A 20,191-nucleotide genomic window follows, 5' to 3' on the forward strand; every position below is an offset into this window, starting at 1 on the left:
TGCTGCCAGTTCTCAGAGGCTGCGGCCCACGACCCAGCCGAGGGCGCTGGCTCCCAGGCCGCCGGCGAGGGAGAGGGTGACGTACGCCGCCGCCCGGGCGGGTTCGTCGGTGCGCAGGAGCGTGAAGGTCTCGTAGCCGAAGGTCGAGAACGTCGTGAACGCGCCGAGCAGGCCGACGGCCACCGCCGTGGTCGTGGTGGGCGACCAGCGGGTCGCTCCGGGGCCGGCGAGCACGGCGGCCAGCGCGAAGCAGCCGACGACGTTGACCGCCAGCGTCGCCCACGGGAACGACCGCAGCCCGATGGCGACCCCGATGCGCCAGCGGAGCAGCGCGCCGAGCGCACCGGCGACGGCGACGGCGAGCGCGGTCAACCGACGAGCGAGAGGCCGCCGTCGACCAGGAAGACGTGGCCCGTCGTGTAGCGGTTCCGGATGAGGGCCAGCGTCGCCTCGGCGCAGTCGTCGGGCGTGGCGCTGCGGGGCACCGGCGCCATGGCCGACACCGCCTCGTGCATCGGGCCCCAGTCGGCCGTCCACGGCGTGTCGACCAGGCCCGGCGCCACGGCGTTGAACCGGACCGGGCCGTGGGACTTCGCCAGCAGCAGCGTCATGTGGTTCAGCGCCGCCTTCGTCATGGCGTAGGCGATGGAGGACCCGACCGGGCGCACGCCGGCGAGCGAGGTGATGGACACGACGTTGCCGTCGTCGCTCGCCTTGAGGTGGGGCATGGCCGCCTTGGTCAGCCACCACGTGCCGAACACGTTGACGTCGAACGTGCGCCGGAACACCTCGTCGGTGAGGGCGTCGAGGTCGTCGTGGGGGACCACGGTGGTCCAGCCGGCGTTGTTGATCAGGTAGTCGAGCTTGCCGAACCGCTCCACGGTGGCGTCGACGAGCGCCCGGCACTGGTCGCCGTCGCTGATGTCGGCTTGCACGTAGATCGACTCCGTGGGGAGCGACTCGGCCACGGCCGTGCCGGCCTCGACCGATGACGCCGAGTTCACCACGACGTTCGCACCGCCGGCTGCGAGCCGGCGGGCGATCTCCTCGCCGATGCCGCTCGAGGAACCGGTGACGATGGCGACGCGGCCGGCGAACTCGTCGGAGGTGGTGCTGGGCTGCTCGGTCATGGGCTGCTCGGTCATGGAGGGTGCCTACCACCGACGGGCTCGCGGTGCGGCTCCGATGCGGCGCTCGTAGGGTGCGAGCCATGGACATGGAATATCGCCGCCTCGGACGTTCTGGACTCAAGGTCAGCGTGCTGTCCTTCGGCAGCTGGGTGACCTTCGGTCCCCAGCTCGACTCGGGACTGGCCGCCGACTGCATGGGCGCCGCCTTCGACGCCGGGGTCAACTTCTTCGACAACGCCGAGGCCTACGCCGGCGGCGAGTCCGAGCGCCTGATGGGTGAGGCCATCCGCAAGAACGGCTGGAAGCGCCACGAGTACGTGGTGTCCTCCAAGTTCTACTGGGGCATCCACGACAGCCCGAACAGCCGCCTCACGCTCAACCGCAAGTACCTGCTGGAGGCCATCCCCGCGTCGCTGGAGCGCATCGGCCTCGATGCCTACGACCTGGTCTTCTGCCACCGGGCCGACCCGGACACGCCCATCGAGGAGACGGTCTGGGCCATGTCCGACGCCATCGACCGCGGCTGGGCCTACTACTGGGGCACCTCGGAGTGGACGGCCGACGAGATCCGGGCCGCCTACGAGATCGCCCAGCGCCACCACCTGCACGCGCCGGTGATGGAGCAGCCGCAGTACAACCTGCTCGCCCGCCGCAAGGTCGAGAAGGAGTACGCCCGCCTGTACGAGGACATCGGCCTCGGCCTCACCATCTGGTCGCCCCTCGCGTCGGGCCTGCTCACGGGCAAGTACGTCGACGGCATCCCCGAGGGCTCCCGCGCCGCGCTCGAGGGCTACGAGTGGATCAAGGACCGCGTCACCGACGAGGAGGTCAACGCCAAGGTGCGCGAGTTCATGGGCATCGCCGACGAGCTCGACGCCACCCCGGCCCAGCTCGCCCTGGCCTGGTGCGCGAAGAACCCCAACGTGTCCACGGTCATCACCGGCGCCAGCCGGGTCGAGCAGGTCACCGAGAACATGAAGGCGATCGAGGTGCTGGGCCGCCTCGACGACGCCACCACGGAGCGGATCGCCTCGATCTTCTGACCGACGTGGGCGTCGACGTCGAGTTCCTGGAGTTCGATCCCGACGCGCCCGGTGAGGTGCTGTCCGCCATGGCCGACCTCGCCGGGGGCGCCGGGTGGGTCACCCTCGACCCCGCCATCGACGATCGGTTCCCGGCTCCGGAGCAGAACCTGTTCGGCAAGATCGTGTCCGGGCGCGGCCCCGCCGTGCCCCGTGCCACCTGGGTCCCGGCCGATGTCGAGCGGCGCCGGCCCGAGCCGATGTCGATCGGCATCCTCCACGGGACGGGTGCCGACGCCATGGGCCACCTGGCCGAGAAGGACATCACCCTCCCGGACCGCTGGCGTGTGGTGGCCGACCACTCCAAGCGGGGCCTCGTCGTGTGGGTGCCCATCGACATCCCCCTCGACCAGGTCCTCGCGTGGACCCTGATCGCGTCGCGGGCGCTGACCCGCATCCCTCTCACCGGACGTTGGCGGGCGGCGGTGCACCGGCGGTAAGACTCGCCGGGTGGGTGACGACACCGAACAGGCGACCTTCGACCAGATGATGGCCCTGGAGCCCCACGGCGCCGACACCTACGTGGGCGTCGGGCCCCGCTACCCGTGGGGCGGGTTGTACGGCGGCCAGATCGTGGCCCAGGCGCTCCGGGCGGCGGGCCTCACGGTCGAGCCCGAGTACCTGCCCCACTCGCTGCACGCGTACTTCATCCGGCCCGGCGACCACACCGAGCCGATCCGCTTCGAGGTCGACCGCATCCGCAACGGGCGCTCGTTCGTCACCCGGCGCGTCGTGGCGCGCCAGTCCATCGGGGCGATCTTCAACCTGGCCGCCTCGTTCCACGTCGTCGAGGACGAAGCCGACGTGCAGGCCGTCTCCCTCTCGCCTGACGCCGGGTCGCCGGATGACCACCTCTCCGACGGGTGGAGCCACGTGTTCGACCGCCGTCCCGTGGGCGACATGCGCCGCTCCGACGCGGGCCTGTCGCGGGCCTGGCTGCGCATGGTGGAGCCCGTCGCCGACGACCCCCTGCTGCGGGCGTGCGCCATCTCCTACGTGTCTGACGACCTCCCCACCGATGGCGCCATCGCCCTGCACCCCGATCGCACGCTGGTCCGAGACGAAGGCGACTGGGAGCGCACGTTCATGAACGCCAGCCTCGACCACGCCATCTGGTTCCACCGGACCCTCGACCCGGCCGAGTGGCACCTGCACGAGCTGCGCGGCCACAACCTCACCGGCGCGCGCGGGCTGGCCATCGGCGAGGTCTTCTCCCAAGCCGGCGTGCACGCCGCGACGGTCGTGCAGGAGGTCCTGCTCCGCCGGGTGCGCCACTGAACCCAGCGTTCGCTGGTCCGGATGTGACCGGATGTGGTCGGTTCCACACCAACGAACAGATGGGTCAGCCGGGGGCGGGCTGGGCGCCGCGGACCAGGCGACCGGGCAGCTCGCCGGTGGCCTCGCCGTCGGCGTAGGTCTCCACGCCGGCGACCACGGTGTGGCGGTAGCCGGTGGCCCGCTGGAGCACCCGGCGACCGCCGGCGGGCAGGTCGTGGTGCATCTCGGGGCGGGAGACGGCGAGGCGGTCGAAGTCGATCACGTTGAGGTCGGCCCGCATGCCGGGGGCGAGCACGCCCCGGTCGAGCAGGCCGACCGTGCGGGCGGTCTCGAGGGTGTGCTGGCGCACCAGCCACTCGATGTCGAACAGGTCGCCGCGCTGGCGGTCCCGTCCCCAGTGGGTGAGCAGGAAGGTGGGGAACGACCCGTCGCAGATGGTGCCGACGTGGGCGCCGCCGTCGGACAGGCCGGGGACGGTGCGGGGGTGGGCCAGCATCTCCCGGGTGGTGTCCAGGTTTCCCTCGGCGTAGTTGAGGAACGGCACGTAGAACATGGCCGAGCCGCCGTCGCCGAGCATGAAGTCGTAGGCCCACTCGGCCGGGTCGACGCCGGCACGCTGGGCCTGGCCGGTGATCGCGTCGGCGAGGTCGGGCTCGTACTCGGGCGGGTCGTCCAGCGGGAACATGCGGTCGAAGGCGCCGATGAGGCCGCCGCCGAGCTTGCCCTTGGCCTTGCCCGTCTCGTGGGCCTCGAGCACGCGACGCCGGAACTCCGGGTCGGACATGGTGGCGACCTGCTCGGCCAGCGGGCGGTCGGCGACCTCGCGCCACACCGGGTTGGCCAGGAACGGGTTGAGGGTGCAGTCGAGGCCGAGCAGCAGGCCGACGGCGCGGGGCGCGACCTGGGCCCGCATGTCGAAGCCGTCGTCGACGGCGGCGTCGAGGCGCTTCAGCAGCTCGCGGAACTGGTCGGGGGCGAGGGGCGACTGGGCCAGCGAGAACGAGAGGGGCCGGCCCGAGGCTCGCATCATCTCGACGAGGGTGCCGAACTCGTGGTCGAGGTCGAGGAAGTCGCCGACCATCTGGAGCACGCCGGTGCCGGTGGCGCCGACGGCCTCGGCGATGCCGACCAGTTCGTCGCGCGCTGCGGTGAGCGTCGGCGTGTAGGCGCCCGTGCTGGTCTTGTGGTTCCGGGTGCGCGACGTGGTGAACCCGAGCGCGCCGGCCTGGATGGCGTCGGCCACGATCCGGCCCATCTCGGCGATCTCCTCCGGGGTCGCGGCCTCCTCGTGGTCGGCGCCGCGCTCGCCCATGGCGTGCAGGCGCACGGCGGCGTGGGGCACCTGGGCGGCGACGTCGAGGTCGTGCGGGCGGCGGTCGACGGCGTCGAGGAAGCCGGCGAAGTCGGTCCAACCCCACTGGAGCCCCTCGGCCAGCGCGGCGCCGGGGATGTCCTCGACGCCCTCCATCAGCTGGATGAGCCGCTCGTGGTCCTGGTCGTGGACGGGGGCGAACCCGACACCGCAGTTGCCCATCACCACGGTGGTGACGCCGTGCCAGGACGAGGGCTGCAGCCGCTCGTCCCAGGTGGCCTGGCCGTCGTAGTGGCAGTGGACGTCGACGAAGCCGGGTGTGACCAGGGCGCCGTCGGCGTCGATCTCCCGGGCGCCGCGCCCGGAGACCGAGCCCACCTCGGTGACGGTGCCGTCGCTGATGGCGACGTCGGCGGTGCGGCGGGGGGCGCCGGTGCCGTCGACCACCGTGCCGCCGCGGATGACGAGATCGTGTTCGGCCATGGGTGCAGTGTGTCAGGAGTCTCACGTCTCGGCTCCGACGGGAGCGGCTGGCACACTCCCCGGCGATGACCTCGTCGACCCCCAAGCCGTCGTTCGCCGTGGTGCAGCCGTGCCCCTGCGGGTCGGGCGAGCGCGACGCCCGCTGCTGCCTTCCCATCCTCCGCGGGGAGCCGGCGACGACCGCCGAGGCGCTCATGCGCTCCCGCTACACGGCCTACGTGCGCCACGACGAGCGGCACCTGCTGGCGTCCTGGCACCCCTCGACCCGGCCCGATGCGGTCGAGATGGGCGCCGAGCGCTGGCTCGGCCTCGACGTGGTGGACGTGGTGGCTGGCGGCCCCGACGACGACGAGGGCGTCGTGGCGTTCGAGGCCCGGGTGGACGAGCTCGGCCAGGTGGCGACGGTCCGGGAGCGGAGCCGGTTCACCCGGCACCGCGGCCGCTGGGTCTACGTGGACGCCGAACCCGGTTCGGCGCCCGGTCGCCACCAGGCGTCGTAGACGGTCTGGCCCTCGCCGGGTCGCTCGAAGAGGCTGCCGCTCGGCGTGCGGAGCAGCGCCTGCAGCGGCACGTCCTCCTGGCGGAGGAAGCCGCGATCGACCAGCACGCCGTCGCGGACCAGGTCGATGACGGCCACGACCGAGGCGGCGGTGGTCCACGCGATCGCTCGGGCGGTGGTGCCGGCGACCTCGCGTGGGAGCAGCGCCCGCGCGTACTCGATGCGGCGCAGCTCACCGTCGGCGGTGCCCTCCGAGGACACGTGGATGTACACCACGTCCTCGTCCACCGGGGGCTTGGCGTGGGTGAGGATCTCCCCGGCCAGCTCCCGGCGGTCGCGCAGCAGCAGCTCGTGGAAGAAGAAGTTCATCAGGTCCATGTGGCCCGGGTACCGCATGGTCTTGTAGTCGAGGTTCTCGACCCGACCGAGGTAGGTGTCGCACATCGTCCCGAGCCCGCCGGAGGTGGTGAACGCCTCGAGCTTGGTGCCGGCGACGTAGACGGCCTCCTTCCACTCCATCGGCGAGACCCACTTGCGCACCCCGTCCTCGATGACCTCGCAGTCGTTGAGGTACTCGTTCACCACACCCTCGGGGGACCAGTTGAAGGCGTAGCCGAGGAGGCCGGTGGGGTGCTGGGGGAGGGCGCCGACCCGCATGCGGATCGCCCGGCAGTGGTCGAAGGACTCGACCTGGGAGGCGGCCACGATGCCCACGAAGCCGGGGGCGAGCCCGCACTGGGGGGCCATGAGCCCGGTGGCGGTCTCGGCCATGGCCCGGATGGCCTCGGTGGTGGCGGTGTCCTCGGTGAGGTCGAAGTAGTGCATGCCGAGCCGGTGGGCGACCTCGGCCACCAAGCGGTTGCAGTGGTACGGCAGGCAGGAGAGCACGGCGTCGGACCCGGCCAGGGCCCGGCCGAGCTCGTCGGCGTCGGACACGTCGGTGCCGAGGACGGGGAACGGCAGCTCCTCGCTCGGCTGGCGCAGGTCGTGGCCGCTCACGTCGTAGCCGAGCTGGTCGAGCAGGCGCGCCGCCAGCAGGCCGACCTTGCCGAGGCCGAGCACGGCGACGGACTGCAGCGGCATCAAGGTGCCTCCCCATCGATGGGCACGGTGGTGCCGCCTTCGACGTCGAAGACGATGCCCTGGGCGAGCGGGAGCTCCCGGGACCAGTTGACGGTGGCGGTCTGGCGGCGCATGTAGCCCTTCCAGGCGTCGGAGCCGGACTCCCGTCCGCCGCCGGTGTCCTTCTCGCCACCGAACGCCCCACCGATCTCGGCGCCGGACGGGCCGATGTTCACGTTGGCGATGCCGCAGTCGGAGCCGGTGGCCGACAGGAACCGCTCGGTCTCGCGCACGTCGGTGGAGAAGATGCACGACGACAGGCCCTGGGGGACGTCGTTGTGCATGGCGATGGCGTCGTCGAGGTCTCGGTACCGCAGCACGTAGAGGATCGGGGCGAACGTCTCGGTGCGGACGAGGTCGGTCTGGGCCGGCATGTGCACGATGGCGGGGCGGACGTAGAAGCCCTCGGCGTCGTCTGCCGCTGGGACCGCGTCGGTGATGCGCTCGCCGCCGACCACGGTGCCGCCCTGCTCGCGTGCCTGGTCCAGGGCGGCCTGCATGGCGTCGAACGCGGCGCCGTCGATGAGGGGACCGACGAGGGTGCCGTCGGCGAGGGGATCGCCCACCGGCAGTCCGGCGTAGGTGCGCTCGAGGGCGGGGAGCAGCCGGTCGGCGACGTCGTCGTGCACGATGAGCCGGCGCAGGCTGGTGCAGCGCTGGCCGCACGTGCCCACCGCGGAGAAGACCACCGCTCGCAGGGCCAGGTCCACGTCGGCGGAGGGCGCCACGATCATGGCGTTGTTGCCGCCGAGCTCGAGGATGCTGCGCCCGAGGCGGGCGGCCACGGCCTGGCTGACGGCCCGGCCCATGCGGGTGGAGCCGGTGGCGGACACGATCGCCACGTCGGGGTGCTCGGCGAGGGCCCGACCGACCTCGGCGTCGCCGACCACCACCTGGACGAGGTCGTCAGGTGCGTCACCGAATCGCTCGGCCGCGCGCTGGAAGATGCCGAGGGTGGCGAGCGCGGTGAGCGGCGCCTTCTCCGACGGCTTCCAGATCACCGGGTCGCCGCACGCCAGCGCGAGGGCGGTGTTCCACGCCCACACGGCCACGGGGAAGTTGAAAGCGGTGATCACCGCGCAGGGGCCCATCGGGTGCCAGGTCTCCCGCATGGCATGACCCGGCCGCTCGGAGGCGATGGTGAGGCCGTGGAGCTGGCGGGACAGGCCGACGGCGAAGTCGCAGATGTCGATCATCTCCTGGACCTCGCCGAGGCCTTCCTGGCGGATCTTCCCGCACTCCAGCGAGACGAGGGCGCCGAGGTCGTCCTTGGCGGCCCGCAGCTCCTCGCCGAGCAACCGGACCAGCTCGCCGCGACGGGGCGCAGGCACGTCGCGCCACGTGCGGAAGGCATCGGACGCCCGCTGCACCGCGCCGTCGACGTCGGAGGCATCGACCGTGGCGATCGACGCCAGCAGGCTCCCGTCGATCGGGGTGCGGACGTCGAGGTCGCCGCCGGTGAGCACGTCGTCGGCGAGCCCGGCGGCCGAGAGGATTCCGGAGGCCTGCTCCATCAGTCCACCAGCGCCTGGTAGATGGTGGACTGCAGCTCCCGCCGGATCGGGTACGTCGACGACGGCAGCAGCTGGGTGAGGAACACGAAGCTCAGCTCCTCGACCGGGTCGATGCGGAAGGCCGTGGAGGCGGCGCCGCCCCAGCCGTAGTCGCCCGGCGAGCCGATGGCCCGGTTCTCCTGCGGCGAGACGGACACGCTGAACCCGAGGCCGAAGCCCATCCCCTCCATGGCCGACTCCGCGAAGCCGACCTGGCCCATGTCGTTGAGGTCCCGGCCGTCGGGGAGGTGGTTGCTGGCCATGTACCGCACGGTGCGGGGCGACAGCAGCCGCACGCCGTCCAGCTCGCCGCCACGCTCCAGCATCCGGACGAAGCGGTGGTAGTCGGCCATGGTCGAGACCAGGCCGCCGCCGCCGGAGAGCATCGGCGGGCGCCGGTGGTAGAGGGACTTGTCCCACGGGTCCATCACGCTCGTGGTGCCCCCGAAGAACAGGTGGTTCGTGGTGAAGCGGGCGCAGCGGTCCTCGCCCTCGACCCAGAACGAGGTGTCGGGCATCTTCAGCGGCTCGAAGATCTCCCGCTCGAAGAACTCGTCGAGGGCCATGCCGCTGACGACCTCGACGATGGCGCCGCAGACGTCGGTGGACATCGAGTAGCACCAGCTGGTGCCGGGATCGAACTGCAGCGGCAGGCTGCCGAGCAGCTCCATCTCCTCGCTGAGGCTGCGGGTCGACGGGCTGAAGTCGCCGAGGCCGTGCGTGCGGTAGATGGCGTCGACGGCGTGCTGGTTCTGGAAGCCGTAGGTGAGGCCCGACATGTGGGTGAGCACGTCGTGGACCGTGATCTCCCGGGCTGCCTCGCGGGTCTCGTAGCGCTGCTGGTTGCCGCTGGTGAACACCCGGGGATCGGCGAAGGCGGGCAGGTACTTCGAGACCGGGTCCTCGAGCAGGATCCTGCCCTGCTCGTAGAGCATCATCAGCGCCACGCTCGTGACCGGCTTGGTCATCGAGTACACGCGGACGATGCAGTCGTCCCGGATCGGCCGGTCGCTGTCCCGGTCGGCGTAGCCGTACAGGTCGTGGTGGACGATCTCGCCCCGCCGGCTGACGAGCAGCTGGACGAACGGGAACCGCCCGTCGTCGACGTAGGCGTGGGTGAGCTCGTCGATGCGGGCGAGCCGGCCGGGGTCGACGCCGACCTCGGAGGGATCGATGGTGGGTTCGAGCGCCATGGGGCGGGACCCTACGCGGGCTTCCTGCACCGGCGTCGGTGATCTTGACCGTCCGCGTGGCCACCGGCTCAGATGCCAGCGACACGAGTTCGCGATGCCGCACAGGGGGAACCGATGAGCACGACCGACGAAGCCCGCGTGACCGAGGCGGTCGAGCAGCTGCTCGCCGAGCACGACCCGAAGCAGGTCGACAAGGTCACCTTCCGGGGTGCCGTCTACGACGCCGGTCTGGCCTGGATCCACTTCCCCGAGGGCTGGGGCGGCATGGGCCTGGCGCCGACGCACCAGCGCATCGTCGAGAAGGCGCTGCGCGAGGCCGGCGGGCCGAGCATGGACCAGACCCAGTTCTTCGGGCTCGCCCTCGCCGGCCCCACCGTCGTCAGCCACGGCAGCGAGGACCTCAAGTCCCGCACCCTGCGCCGGATGTACACGGGCGAGGACGCCTGGTGCCAGCTGTTCTCCGAGCCCGGCGCCGGCTCCGACCTGGCCGGCCTGTCGTGCAAGGCCGTGCGCGACGGCGACGAGTGGGTCGTGTCGGGCCAGAAGGTGTGGAACACCATGGCCCACCTGGCCAACAAGGGCATGCTCGTCGCTCGCACCGACCCCGACCAGCCCAAGCACAAGGGTCTCACCTACTTCATGGTCGACATGACCGCCCCCGGCGTCGACGTGCGCCCGCTGCGCCAGATCACCGGTGAGGCCGAGTTCAACGAGGTGTACCTCGACGAGGTCCGCATCCCCGACGCCGACCGCATCGGCGACATCGGCGACGGCTGGCGGGTCTCGATGACCACGCTGATGAACGAGCGCACATCCATCGGCGGGGGTGGTGGCGGCGGTCCCCGCCCGGCCGGCTCCGGCCCCATCGCCGAGGCCGTGCGGATCTGGAACGACCTGCCCGACTGGGCTCGCACCGACGCCCACCGTGACCGGCTCATGCAGCTGTGGGTGCAGGCCGAGGCGCTGCGCCTCACCAACATCCGGGCCGGCCAGGCCCGCAAGGCCGGCAACCCCGGCCCGGAGTCGTCGATCTCCAAGCTCATGCTCGCCCTCGTGAACAAGGACATCTACGCGTACTGCGTGGACCTGCTCGGCGCGCAGGGCCTCGTCGACTACGACTTCGAGATGCGCCGAGCCGACGCCATCGGGCTCGAGGGCCCTCCCGGTTCGGCTCGCAAGATGTTCCTGCGGTCCCGGGCCAACTCCATCGAGGGCGGCACGTCGGAGATCATGAAGAACATCCTCGGCGAGCGGGTGCTCGGCCTGCCCGGCGAACCGCGCGTCGACAAGGACCTGCCCTGGAAGGAGGTCCCCCGGTAGCCCACCGGCGGACCTTCTACCGCCCGGTCCTCCTCGGTTAGGGACCGGCCATGCGACGCCTGATGCTCTCCTTCGCCGCGCTCGCGCTCGTCGCCGGTGCCTGCGGTGACGACGACGACACGCCCCCCGCCGCCTCCGGCGACCCATCCACGGTCTCCTCCGAGACGACCAGCACCACGTCGAGCACGACCTCGACCACCTCCACGACCGCCCCGCCGACCACCGCCGGCGACGGGGCCGACCAGGCGCAGCTCGACCAGTCGTGCGAGTCGCTGGACGGCTTCACGATCTCGTTCCCCGGCGACTGGGAGGCCGTCAGCGACTGCGGCCAGTTCGGGCCTGCACCGCTGGACGAGCCCGCGCCCGCGACCGACGAGCGGACGGGCGTGGTGAGCGCGTTCGTCGACCCGGTTCCCTTCGAGCAGGTCGTCGAGCCTGCGCCGGGCGACGGGGCGCGCGAGGAGACCACGATCGACGGGCTCCCGGCCGTGCGGGTCGAGGGGCAGCAGGAGGCCGAGGGGCTGTACCCCGAGGGGACGGCCTACGTCCGCTGGATGGTCGACCTGTCGGAGGTGCGCGGCGACGCGACGCTCTTCCTCGACGCCTACGACCTCGGCTACGACATCGGCTACGACGAGGCCGTCGAGGTGCTGGACGACATGGCCGAAACGGTCGACGTCACCGACCGCTGAGGCTCGCTCACGATCGGTTCTGGGCCGCGGGGCACGCACGCAGTGGCGGTTGACGCGGCCCGGTTCGGTTCGGTGGTCAGCGCCCGGTGAACTCGGGCGGCCGCTTCTCGAGGAAGGCGGCGACGCCCTCCTTGTGGTCCTCGGTGCGGAACAGGTCGGCGAGGGTGGAGGAGACCCAACGGCCGAGCTCGGTCCAGTCCGGATCGAGCGCCTTGCGCAGCCCGTGCTTGATGGACTGGACGGCGAGTGGGGGCCGGGACGCGATCTCCTCGGCCAGGCGCAGCGCCACGGGGAGCAGGTCCTCGTGGGGGACCAGCGAGGAGACCAGGCCGATGCGCTCGGCGCGCTCCGCGTCGATGACGGCGCCGGTGTAGAGCAGCAGGGCCGCGTTCTCCCGCCCGACCAGCTGCGCGAGGCGACCGATGCCGGCGACGTCGGACACCAGGCCCCGGAGCACGAACAGCTCACCGAACTTGGCCCGGTCCGAGGCGATGCGGATGTCGGCCATGAGCGCGAGCTCCATGCCCCAGCCCACCGCAGCACCGTTGACGGCTGCGATGACCGGCACGTCGGTGTGCAGGAGCGCGTCGGCAGCCGGGGTGAGCCGAGGGGAGCGGGACAGGTTCGACGACGTGGCCTCCCCGGCGCCCACCATCACCTGCTTGACGTCATCGCCCGAGCAGAAGGCGGGGTCGGCGCCGGTGATCACCAGGCAGCGAGCTGAGGTCTCCCGGACAGCGGTCTCCAGGGCGTCGTACAGCTCGAAGGTCAGGGCGTTGCGAGCATCGGGACGGTCGAGGGTCAGCACCTCGACGTCGCCGTGGCGGTCGATGCGAAGTCCGGCGTCGCTCATGGTCGGAACCTAGACGGGTGGGTACGGGCCAAGGGTGAGCGACTGGGTCACCACCTTCATCGAGACGATCGGCTACCCGGGCATCTACCTGCTGATGATCGTGGAGATCTTCTTCCCCGTGGTGCAGTCCGAGATCGTCATGACCTTCAGCGGGTTCACGGCATCCCGAGGCGACTTGAACATCTGGATGGCGGGCGCAGCCGGGATCGCCGGCAGCCAGACCGGGTCGCTCGCCCTCTTCGCGCTCGCCCGTCGGTTCTCCGAGGACCAGGTCGACGACTTCCTGGCGACCTACGGGCGGTGGCTCGGGTTCACCCACGACAACCTCGAGCGGGGCCAGGACTTCTTCCGCCGCCACGACCAGTGGGGGGTGGTCATCGGTCGCCTGCTCCCCGGGCTGCGCGCCTTCATCGCGATCCCCGCCGGCATCCAGGACATGGGCTGGGGCCGGTTCTTCGTGCTCAACCTGATCGGCACGGCGTTCTGGGTGAGCGTGCTGACCTGGCTCGGTTCGATCCTCGGCGACAACTACGACGCCGTCGACCAGTACAGCTCGTACTTCACCAACGCGATGCTGCTCGCCGTCGGTGCCTTCATCCTCTACCGCCTGTACCGGGTCGTCCGACGCCACGTCTCCGACGAGCCCGCCGCTTCTTGACCGATCGGTCAACTATGGTCCGTCGCCATGGCGGACCCGTCCCTGGAGTTCCCGAACTACTCCGAACAGACCGCCGAGGGCATGCTCGGCACCAACCCCATGCTCGAGGCGGGGCTCATGGGGTTCCTCGGCATCCGCCACTCGGGGTGCGGTGCGGGATGGATCGAGGCCGAGCTCGACGTGCGGGCCGACCTGCTCACGCCGTTCGGCACCGCCCACGGCGGCGTGGTGTCCGCGCTGGCGGACCACGTGCTCGGCTCGGTGATGTACCCGGTCATGGCGTCGGGTCAGTGGGCGGCCACCACCGAGTTCAAGCTCAACCTCCTGCGTCCGGTGCGCGACGGCGTGCTCCGGGCCCGGGCCGACATCATCTCGATGAGCCGCCGCACGGCCGTCGTTCGCATCGACGTCACCAACGACACCCCCGAGGGTGGCGCCCGCCTCGCAGCCGCAGCGCAGGGCACCGTCTCGATCCAGGACCCCCGATAGGGGAGAGGAGCACCCATGGAGCTGCACGTGATGGCCGGCGGACGCCGGCTGGACAAGGTCCAGGAGTTCGCCCGAGCGGTCGACGGGGCCGGCCTCGACGGCATCGTCTACGTCGAGTCGGGCCGCACCGCGTACCTGTCGGTCGCCGCAGCCGCGCTGGCCGCCCCTCGGCTGTCGCTCTCGACCGGGATCGCCGTGGCGTTCCCCCGCAGCCCGACCGTGACGGCGACCAACGCCTGGGAGCTGCAGGACATCACCGACGGGAAGTTCCGCCTCGGGCTCGGCACGCAGGTGCGGGCCCACATCGAGCGCCGCTACGGCGTGGACTTCGACCCGCCCGGCCCCCGCATGCGCGAGTACGTGCAGGCGGTGAAGGCGCTGTTCTCCTCGTTCCGGGGCCACGGCCTCGAGTTCGACGGCGAGTACCACGAGCTCTCGCTCATGCCCCAGATGTGGTCGCCCGGTCCGATCGACCACCCCGACCCCCCGGTCGACATCGCCGCGGTGGGCCCGTGGATGGTCCAGATGGCCGGTGCGGTGGCCGACGGCGTGCACGTGCACCCCTTCCACTCCCGCACCTACCTCGACGACAACCTGCTTCCCGGCCTCCGCGAGGGCGCCGACGACGCCGGCCGCACCTTCGACGACCTGACGCTGTCGGTGCCGGTGTTCACCGTCGTCGGCGACACCGAGGAGGAGCGGGCCCGCTGGCGCGAGCGCGCCAAGTTCCAGATCGCGTTCTACGGGTCGACGAAGAACTACGCCTTCATGTTCGACATGCTCGGCTTCGAGGGCACGTCCTCGGCGATCAACGACAAGCTCAAGGCCGGCGACATGGCCGGCATGGCCGCCCTCATCACCGATGACATGCTCGCCCACTTCGCCGTCGAGGCCGCATGGGACGACCTGGCCGACGTGCTGCGCACGAAGTACGACGGCATCGCCGACCGGCTGATCCTGTACTTCGCCGAGGAGATGCACCAGGGCGACCCGAGGTCGCTGGCCCGCATGGGTGAGGTCGCCGCCGCCCTGCACTGATCCGGGATTGCCCCTGAGCGGCCCCGGCCTGTGAGCATTGGGGGGTGAGCCCTGAAGACCCCGTCACCTCCTTCGCCGACCTCGGCCTGCGCGAGGAGCTCGTCGCCCGCCTCGTCGAGCTCGACTACGAAGAGCCCACCCCGATCCAGCGCGAGGCGATCCCTGTGCTCATCGAGGGCTCGGACCTGCTCGGCCAGGCCGCGACCGGCACGGGGAAGACGGCCGCCTTCGCGCTGCCGCTGCTCCACCGGCTCGGTGACGTGCCGGCGACCCGTCCCACCGCGCTGATCCTCGTGCCGACCCGCGAGCTGGCCATGCAGGTGCAGCAGGCGGTGTCCAACTACGGGCGCAGCCTCGGCGTGCGCGTCGTGGCCGTCTTCGGCGGCCAGCCGATCCAGCGCCAGCTCAAGTCGATCGAGCGGGGCGCGCACATCGTGGTCGCCACCCCCGGCCGGGCCATCGACCTCATCAACCGCCGGTCACTGAAGCTCGACGCCATCACCACCGTGGTGCTCGACGAAGCCGACGAGATGCTCGACATGGGCTTCACCGACGACATCGAGACGATCCTCGAGCACACCCCGAGCGAGCGCCAGACCGTGCTGTTCTCGGCCACGCTGCCCCGTCGCATCACCGCGATCGCCGAGCGCCACCAGCGGGATCCGAAGCGCATCACGATCAAGGCCGGCGACGTCGGCACCGACTCCGACCTGGTCCGCCAGACCGCCTACGTCGTCGACCGCCACCACAAGGCGGCCGCCCTCGGGCGCATCCTCGACGTGGAGGCGGCCACCTCGGCCATCGTGTTCTGCCGGACCCGGGCCGAGGTCGACGAGCTCACCGTCACCATGAACAGCCGGAACCACCGGGCCGAGGCCCTGCACGGCGGCATGGACCAGGAGCAGCGGGACCGGGTCATGGGTCGCCTGCGCGACGGCACGGCCGAGCTGCTGATCGCCACCGACGTGGCCGCCCGCGGCCTCGACGTGGACACCCTGACCCACGTCGTGAACTACGACGTACCCGCCGCGCCCGAGGCGTACGTGCACCGGATCGGGCGGGTCGGTCGCGCCGGGCGGACCGGCACTGCCATCACGCTCGTCGAGCCACGCCAGCGTCGCCTGCTCGAGAACATCGAGCGGCTGACCAAGCAGCGCCTGGAGGTGGCCCGGATCCCCAGCGTCGACGACCTCCGCGCCACCCAGATCGAGCGGACCGCCGAGGCGCTGGAGGCCGTGCTCGTCGCCGGCGACATCGACGAGTTCGGCGAGGTGCTCGAGGCGCTCGACGAGTTCGACGACCGCAGCATCGCCCTCGCCGCCATCAAGCTCCTCCGCGAAGCCGAGGGGTCGGTCGACGAGACCGAGATCCCCAGCGCGTCGATGAAGGGGCCCAAGGGCGGCAAGGGCGGCAAGGACAAGGGCAGCTGGGACAAGGGCGCCAAGGGCAAGCCCGCCGGTCGCAGCGACCGGGGCCGGCGCACCCCCGACGGCCCGACCGGCTCGGTGTACGTGAACCTCGGCTCCAAGGCCGGCGTGCGCCCTGCCGACCTGGTGGGGGCCATCGCCAACGAGGCGGGCATCCCCGGCCGCGAGGTGGGGCCGATCCGCATCGGCGACACCTACGCCGTCGTCGGCGTCCCCGAGGGCGCGGTGGAGGACGTCATCAAGGCGCTCAACAAGGGTTCGGTGCGGGGCAAGCCGGTGAAGGCCCGCCGCTTCGTCGAGTAGCGCCGAGCACCGCTCAGGTGGCGGTGCAGGCCATCAGCGCGAGCCCGGTCCGGCCCTCCGCCAGGTTCTGCAGGTAGCGAGGTCCCTTGGTCTGCAGGTCGTCGATGAACATCGCGGTGGACAGCGGCGTGTCGGGTGACGGCGCCGCCAGCATCTGGCGCATCATCGGCAGCATGACCGGCGTCGGGTCCTCGTCGACGTCGATGGTGAAGCCGCTGCCACGCAGCAGCGTGCGGAGCTCGTCGGCGGTGACGAGGTGGCTCTGGTGCGGTTCGGTCGCCCACGGGACGGGCAGGAGCAGCGAGCCACCGTCGCCGGCGACGACGTCGAAGAGGGCGAGGCGGCCGCCGGGCTCCAGGACACGACGGAGCTCGCGGTAGAGGCCGGCCCGGTCGGCGATGTTCATCGCCACGTGCTGGGTGAGGACGTGGTCGACGGACGCGTCCGGCAGGTCGATCCGGGTGATGTCGCCGACACGCAGGTCGACGAGGTTCTCCAGGCCGGTCCGGCGGTTCAGCAGGCGCCCGACCTCGACGAACTCCTCCGTGAGGTCGATCCCGATGACCCGGCACCCGTACCGGTCGGCCAGCAGCCGGGCCGGTCCGCCCAGCCCCGCACCTGCGTCGAGCACGAGGTCGTCGGCTGTCGGTGCCAGCAGCGCGGCCATGCGCTCGGTGGCCAGCAGGCCGCCGGTGTGGAAGTGGTCGAACCCGGCGAGCTGCTCGAGGGAGACCGCCCCGCCGTCGGGGGCGATGCGATCGAGCCCCGCCTGGACCTTGGCGAGGGCGCCCGAGCGCCCGTAGTGCTCCGCGACCGTCGCCATGCGCGGGATCATCGCACGCCGTGGGTCCGGCGTCGATGGCCGGGCCTCGTCGACCAGCCGGCCCGTCACTGCCAGGCGAACACCGGCTGCTCGTAGCCGTCGACCCGCTCGTGGACCCCTTCGATCGCCACCCGTCGGAACTGCAGGAGCACCGCGCCGGTGGGGGCGTGGATGAGGTCGCCCCCGATGGGCACCTGGACCACCGGGCGCTCCGATTCGGGGATGGTGACGAACCGGGGCGAGTCCGGACGGCACAGCTCGCGGAACGCGATCCGGTGGACGGAGGCGACCTCGTCGGGCTGCGGCTCCATCGCCGGGTCGGCGCCACCCCAGAGCACGACCGGCGTGATGACGTAGCCCGACCGGGTCGGGTAGTCGTCGAGGACGCCCAGCACCGCGGAGTCGGACAGGTCGAGGGCGAGCTCCTCCTGCAGCTCCCGACGGGCGGCGTCGATCGGTGTCTCGCCGGCGTCGAGGCGGCCGCCGGGGAGTGCCCACTGCCCGGCGTGGGCCCGCATCCGGCTGGCTCGTCGGGTGAGCAGCACCGCCGGCCCGCCGGCGGTGCCGGCCACGCTGCCGGTGAGCGCCATGTCCTCGGCCCCGGGGATGTCGGCGAGCAGCGTTGCGTCGATGCGCTCGTCGTCGACCCCGTGGAGGTCGGCGTCGCTGTCCACCACGACCACTGCCACGGCGGCGTGACGCCGCTCGCCGAGGTCGAAGCCGAGGCGGTCGTGCCGTCCCAGGTTGGTGCTGAGGTGGGCGCGGAGCGCGTCCCCGAAGTCGAGATCCACGGTGCGCACCGTATGGCCGGGGCTCAGCGGCTGCGCAGCACCAGCGGCAGCACCGGGCCGCTGCCGGCCTCCCGCAGCAGGTGGGCCGCCACCGTCAATGTCCAGCGGGAATCGCACTCGTCGTCCACCAGCAGCACCGGACCGTCGAGCAGGCCGCCCTCGGGCAGCTGGTCGGGGTCCACGGTGAAGCGCCCCCACACGTTGGCGACCTGGTGGGCGGAGTTGGCCTGGTCGGCCTGGAAGCCGCCGTCCTCGATGCGGACCAGGGCCGGGTGGACGGGCAGCTTGCCGAGCTGGCCGAGGCCCGAGCACAGCCGGTCGATGAGGCCCTGGCGCCGACGGGACGGCACCGGGCAGATCCAGCCCGGTCGCTGCTCCCAGTCCCAGCGCTTCAGCACGCCGGCGACGGCCCGGACCATGTCCTCGTGGAGCAGGCGATCCCCGGTGAGGACCTCGTCGATCATCGGCCCCCAGCCGCCGTCGCCCACCCGGCACAGCGCCCGACCCCACCGGGCCTGGGCGTCGGGCTTGATGCGGCCCTTGGGCTCGTCGAGCCCGGTCGGCCACTGGCGGCGGGGCTCGATGCCGACGTCGCCGGCACGCAGGTGCCGCCCGGCCTCGGCGACCAGCTCCGGGTCGAGGTCGGTGGTGCGGACGGTGCCGAGGCAGCGGTCGCAGCGGCCGCAGTCCTCGGCCTCGGCGTCGTCGAGCGCTTCGCGCAGGAACCGCAGCCGGCAGCCGGGACGGTCGGCGAAGGCCAGCATCTGCTCGGACTCCTCCCGCCGGAGCCGGCGGAGCCGCTCGGCCTTGTCGCGGTCGTAGGTCCAGCCCTCGTCGGCGAGCAGGTAGCCGCCCTTCACCGCCCGTATCGCGCCGTCGACCTCGAGGATCTTGAGCAGCGTTTGCAGCCGGCTGCGTCCGAGGTTCACGACGGACTCGAGCGTGGGCACCGATGTGGGTCGGGACGACGAGAGCTGCAGGAGCACCTCGTCGCAGGTGGACTCCGGCGGCAGGCTCACCTGCTCGAACCAACGCCACACGGCGGCGTCCTCGGTCGGGCGGGGGAGGGCGACGACCTCGGCTCGCTGGAGGGCACGGCCGGCGCGGCCGATCTGCTGGTAGTAGGCCACCGGCGTCGGTGGTAGGCCGAGGTGGACGCAGAACGCCAGGTCGCCCTTGTCGAAGCCCATGCCGAGCGCAGACGTCGCGACCAGTGCCTTCAGCTCGTTGGCCCGGAGCTGCTCCTCCAGCACGAGGCGCTGCTCGGGTTCGGTGCCGCCGGTGTAGGCCTCGCACGCGTGGCCCCGCAGCCGCAGCCACTCGGCGGTCTGGCCGGCCTGCTCCTGGGTGAGGCAGTAGACGATGCCGGAACCGGGCAGCTCGTCAAGGTGCTCGGACACCCAGGCCAGGCGGTGGGCGTCGTCGGGCAGGTCGACCACCGAGAGGTGCAGGGCTTCGCGATCCAGCGTGGTGCGCAGCACGAGCGCGTCCGACCCGAGCTGGGAGGCGACGTCGTCGGTGACCCGCTGGTTGGCGGTGGCGGTGGTGGCCAGCACCGGCGTCCACGACGGGAGCTCGTCGAGCAGGTGGCGCAGGCGCAGGTAGTCGGGGCGGAAGTCGTGGCCCCAGTCCGAGATGCAGTGGGCCTCGTCGCACACGAGCGCCATCGGCTGCTCGAGCAGCAGGTGGAAGACCCGCTCTCGGAAGCCCTGGTTGGCCAGCCGCTCCGGGGAGATCAGCAGGAGGTCCACGGCGTCCGACGTGATGGCAGCCTCGATGCGGTCCCACTCGTCGGTGTTGGACGAGTTGATCGTCTCGGCGACGAGGCCGAGCCGCTGGGCGGCAGCGACCTGGTCTCGCATGAGGGCGAGCAGCGGCGACACCACGACGGTGGGCCCCCACCCGCGGTCGCGCAGCATGCGGGTGGCGGAGAAGTACACGGCCGACTTGCCGAACCCGGTGCGGGCCACCAGCAGCGTGCGCCGGCCGTCGGCCACCACGGCCTGCACGGCGGCGACCTGCTCGGGCCGGGGCACGGCGTCGGGTCCGGCGAGGGCGCGGACGTGCTCGGTCAGCTCGGCCTCGACCTCGGCGGTCGTGGGGCGTGGGGGAGCGGTGAGGGCCACGGAGGCGAACCTAACGACG

The 20,191-nt window shown here is 71.9% G+C and carries 20 protein-coding genes; 10 read left to right on the forward strand and 10 right to left on the reverse strand.

Annotated elements, in window-relative coordinates; translation table 11 throughout:
* Positions 1-12: 12 nt before the first annotated feature.
* Both RGQ06_RS10785 and RGQ06_RS10790 read right to left on the reverse strand, forming a co-directional pair.
* The gene (locus RGQ06_RS10785; RefSeq protein WP_432428984.1) at positions 13-372 is read right to left on the reverse strand and encodes a fluoride efflux transporter FluC; all 360 of its coding nucleotides are present in this window, start codon (positions 370-372) and stop codon (positions 13-15) included.
* Complete coding sequence (locus RGQ06_RS10790; protein ID WP_432428983.1) at positions 369-1,145, reverse strand: SDR family NAD(P)-dependent oxidoreductase; 777 nt, start codon at positions 1,143-1,145, stop codon at positions 369-371. Before RGQ06_RS10790 ends, RGQ06_RS10785 begins: the two co-directional genes overlap by 4 nt.
* Before the next feature lie 71 nt (positions 1,146-1,216).
* Between RGQ06_RS10790 and RGQ06_RS10795 the strand changes: the two genes are divergently transcribed.
* Genes RGQ06_RS10795 through RGQ06_RS10805 form a run of 3 tightly spaced genes read left to right on the forward strand, consistent with a single transcriptional unit; the run spans position 1,217 to position 3,490 of the window.
* Positions 1,217-2,173 (forward strand): potassium channel beta subunit family protein, encoded by a 957-nt coding sequence (locus tag RGQ06_RS10795; RefSeq protein ID WP_432429067.1) that lies wholly within the window; start codon positions 1,217-1,219, stop codon positions 2,171-2,173.
* A 5-nt stretch (positions 2,174-2,178) separates the two neighbouring features.
* The gene (locus RGQ06_RS10800) at positions 2,179-2,652 is read left to right on the forward strand and encodes a hypothetical protein (protein WP_432428982.1); all 474 of its coding nucleotides are present in this window, start codon (positions 2,179-2,181) and stop codon (positions 2,650-2,652) included.
* Between the two features lie 10 nt (positions 2,653-2,662).
* The gene (locus tag RGQ06_RS10805; RefSeq protein ID WP_432428981.1) at positions 2,663-3,490 is read left to right on the forward strand and encodes an acyl-CoA thioesterase; all 828 of its coding nucleotides are present in this window, start codon (positions 2,663-2,665) and stop codon (positions 3,488-3,490) included.
* A 64-nt stretch (positions 3,491-3,554) separates the two neighbouring features.
* Here the strand turns inward: RGQ06_RS10805 and RGQ06_RS10810 are convergent, their stop codons facing one another.
* Positions 3,555-5,285 (reverse strand): N-acyl-D-amino-acid deacylase family protein, encoded by a 1,731-nt coding sequence (locus RGQ06_RS10810; protein ID WP_432428980.1) that lies wholly within the window; start codon positions 5,283-5,285, stop codon positions 3,555-3,557.
* 65 nt (positions 5,286-5,350) lie between these two features.
* Here RGQ06_RS10810 and RGQ06_RS10815 point away from each other — a divergent pair, with 65 nt between their 5' ends.
* A complete protein-coding gene (locus RGQ06_RS10815) occupies positions 5,351-5,785 on the forward strand; it encodes a YchJ family protein (RefSeq protein ID WP_432428979.1) in 435 nt (144 codons plus the stop codon).
* Here the strand turns inward: RGQ06_RS10815 and RGQ06_RS10820 are convergent.
* From RGQ06_RS10820 to RGQ06_RS10830, 3 genes are read right to left on the reverse strand one after another with little or no spacing between them, the layout of a single operon-like run.
* Entirely contained in the window at positions 5,734-6,867 is a 1,134-nt protein-coding gene (locus RGQ06_RS10820) for a saccharopine dehydrogenase C-terminal domain-containing protein (RefSeq protein ID WP_432428978.1), read from the reverse strand. The two genes, RGQ06_RS10815 and RGQ06_RS10820, sit on opposite strands and share 52 nt — an antisense overlap.
* The gene (gene amaB / locus RGQ06_RS10825) at positions 6,867-8,420 is read right to left on the reverse strand and encodes an L-piperidine-6-carboxylate dehydrogenase (protein ID WP_432428977.1); all 1,554 of its coding nucleotides are present in this window, start codon (positions 8,418-8,420) and stop codon (positions 6,867-6,869) included. The genes RGQ06_RS10820 and amaB overlap by 1 nt, the downstream gene beginning before the upstream one ends.
* Positions 8,420-9,652 carry a serine hydrolase domain-containing protein gene (locus RGQ06_RS10830; protein ID WP_432428976.1) on the reverse strand — a complete coding sequence of 411 codons (1,233 nt, stop codon included), beginning with the start codon at positions 9,650-9,652 and terminating at the stop codon, positions 8,420-8,422. The genes amaB and RGQ06_RS10830 overlap by 1 nt, the downstream gene beginning before the upstream one ends.
* Positions 9,653-9,766: 114 nt before the next feature.
* On the opposite strand from RGQ06_RS10830, the gene RGQ06_RS10835 reads away from it, so the two are divergent.
* Both RGQ06_RS10835 and RGQ06_RS10840 read left to right on the forward strand, forming a co-directional pair.
* Positions 9,767-10,972, forward strand: a complete 1,206-nt coding sequence (locus tag RGQ06_RS10835) for an acyl-CoA dehydrogenase family protein (RefSeq protein WP_432428975.1) — start codon at positions 9,767-9,769, stop codon at positions 10,970-10,972.
* A 50-nt stretch (positions 10,973-11,022) separates the two neighbouring features.
* Complete coding sequence (locus RGQ06_RS10840; RefSeq protein WP_432428974.1) at positions 11,023-11,664, forward strand: hypothetical protein; 642 nt, start codon at positions 11,023-11,025, stop codon at positions 11,662-11,664.
* A 76-nt stretch (positions 11,665-11,740) separates the two neighbouring features.
* Here the strand turns inward: RGQ06_RS10840 and RGQ06_RS10845 are convergent, their stop codons facing one another.
* A complete protein-coding gene (locus RGQ06_RS10845; RefSeq protein WP_432428973.1) occupies positions 11,741-12,517 on the reverse strand; it encodes an enoyl-CoA hydratase/isomerase family protein in 777 nt (258 codons plus the stop codon).
* A 34-nt stretch (positions 12,518-12,551) separates the two neighbouring features.
* On the opposite strand from RGQ06_RS10845, the gene RGQ06_RS10850 reads away from it, so the two are divergent.
* From RGQ06_RS10850 to RGQ06_RS10865, 4 genes are read left to right on the forward strand one after another with little or no spacing between them, the layout of a single operon-like run.
* A complete protein-coding gene (locus RGQ06_RS10850; protein WP_432428972.1) occupies positions 12,552-13,175 on the forward strand; it encodes a DedA family protein in 624 nt (207 codons plus the stop codon).
* Between the two features lie 42 nt (positions 13,176-13,217).
* Complete coding sequence (locus RGQ06_RS10855) at positions 13,218-13,664, forward strand: PaaI family thioesterase (protein WP_432429066.1); 447 nt, start codon at positions 13,218-13,220, stop codon at positions 13,662-13,664.
* A gap of 15 nt (positions 13,665-13,679) precedes the next feature.
* Positions 13,680-14,702 (forward strand): TIGR03617 family F420-dependent LLM class oxidoreductase, encoded by a 1,023-nt coding sequence (locus RGQ06_RS10860; RefSeq protein ID WP_432428971.1) that lies wholly within the window; start codon positions 13,680-13,682, stop codon positions 14,700-14,702.
* 44 nt (positions 14,703-14,746) lie between these two features.
* Positions 14,747-16,432, forward strand: a complete 1,686-nt coding sequence (locus tag RGQ06_RS10865) for a DEAD/DEAH box helicase (RefSeq protein ID WP_432428970.1) — start codon at positions 14,747-14,749, stop codon at positions 16,430-16,432.
* A gap of 13 nt (positions 16,433-16,445) precedes the next feature.
* On the opposite strand, the gene RGQ06_RS10870 is transcribed toward RGQ06_RS10865, so the two are convergent.
* The 3 genes from RGQ06_RS10870 to RGQ06_RS10880 all read right to left on the reverse strand — a co-directional run bounded on the left by RGQ06_RS10870 (position 16,446) and on the right by RGQ06_RS10880 (position 20,172).
* Positions 16,446-17,255 carry a class I SAM-dependent methyltransferase gene (locus tag RGQ06_RS10870; RefSeq protein WP_432428969.1) on the reverse strand — a complete coding sequence of 270 codons (810 nt, stop codon included), beginning with the start codon at positions 17,253-17,255 and terminating at the stop codon, positions 16,446-16,448.
* Between the two features lie 65 nt (positions 17,256-17,320).
* On the reverse strand, positions 17,321-18,046 hold the full coding sequence (locus RGQ06_RS10875) for an NUDIX hydrolase (RefSeq protein WP_432428968.1): 726 nt from the start codon (positions 18,044-18,046) through the stop codon (positions 17,321-17,323).
* 23 nt (positions 18,047-18,069) lie between these two features.
* Positions 18,070-20,172: a RecQ family ATP-dependent DNA helicase gene (locus RGQ06_RS10880; protein WP_432428967.1), complete on the reverse strand. Its 2,103-nt coding sequence runs from the start codon at positions 20,170-20,172 to the stop codon at positions 18,070-18,072.
* Positions 20,173-20,191: the final 19 nt, after the last annotated feature.

The sequence above is a fragment of the Salinilacustrithrix flava genome, from assembly GCF_041228405.1.
In the GTDB taxonomy this organism is placed as follows: Bacteria; Actinomycetota; Acidimicrobiia; order Acidimicrobiales; family Salinilacustritrichaceae; genus Salinilacustrithrix; species Salinilacustrithrix flava.

Excerpts from the sequence above, each read along its gene's own strand:
- RGQ06_RS10790 (WP_432428983.1), bottom strand. The coding sequence starts at position 1,145 with ATGACCGAGCAGCCCATGACCGAGCAGCCCAGCACCACCTCCGACGAG.
- RGQ06_RS10795 (WP_432429067.1), top strand. The coding sequence starts at position 1,217 with ATGGAATATCGCCGCCTCGGACGTTCTGGACTCAAGGTCAGCGTGCTG.
- RGQ06_RS10810 (WP_432428980.1), bottom strand. The coding sequence starts at position 5,285 with ATGGCCGAACACGATCTCGTCATCCGCGGCGGCACGGTGGTCGACGGC.
- RGQ06_RS10815 (WP_432428979.1), top strand. The coding sequence starts at position 5,351 with ATGACCTCGTCGACCCCCAAGCCGTCGTTCGCCGTGGTGCAGCCGTGC.
- RGQ06_RS10820 (WP_432428978.1), bottom strand. The coding sequence starts at position 6,867 with ATGCCGCTGCAGTCCGTCGCCGTGCTCGGCCTCGGCAAGGTCGGCCTG.
- amaB (WP_432428977.1), bottom strand. The coding sequence starts at position 8,420 with ATGGAGCAGGCCTCCGGAATCCTCTCGGCCGCCGGGCTCGCCGACGAC.
- RGQ06_RS10830 (WP_432428976.1), bottom strand. The coding sequence starts at position 9,652 with ATGGCGCTCGAACCCACCATCGATCCCTCCGAGGTCGGCGTCGACCCC.
- RGQ06_RS10835 (WP_432428975.1), top strand. The coding sequence starts at position 9,767 with ATGAGCACGACCGACGAAGCCCGCGTGACCGAGGCGGTCGAGCAGCTG.
- RGQ06_RS10840 (WP_432428974.1), top strand. The coding sequence starts at position 11,023 with ATGCGACGCCTGATGCTCTCCTTCGCCGCGCTCGCGCTCGTCGCCGGT.
- RGQ06_RS10845 (WP_432428973.1), bottom strand. The coding sequence starts at position 12,517 with ATGAGCGACGCCGGACTTCGCATCGACCGCCACGGCGACGTCGAGGTG.
- RGQ06_RS10860 (WP_432428971.1), top strand. The coding sequence starts at position 13,680 with ATGGAGCTGCACGTGATGGCCGGCGGACGCCGGCTGGACAAGGTCCAG.
- RGQ06_RS10870 (WP_432428969.1), bottom strand. The coding sequence starts at position 17,255 with ATGGCGACGGTCGCGGAGCACTACGGGCGCTCGGGCGCCCTCGCCAAG.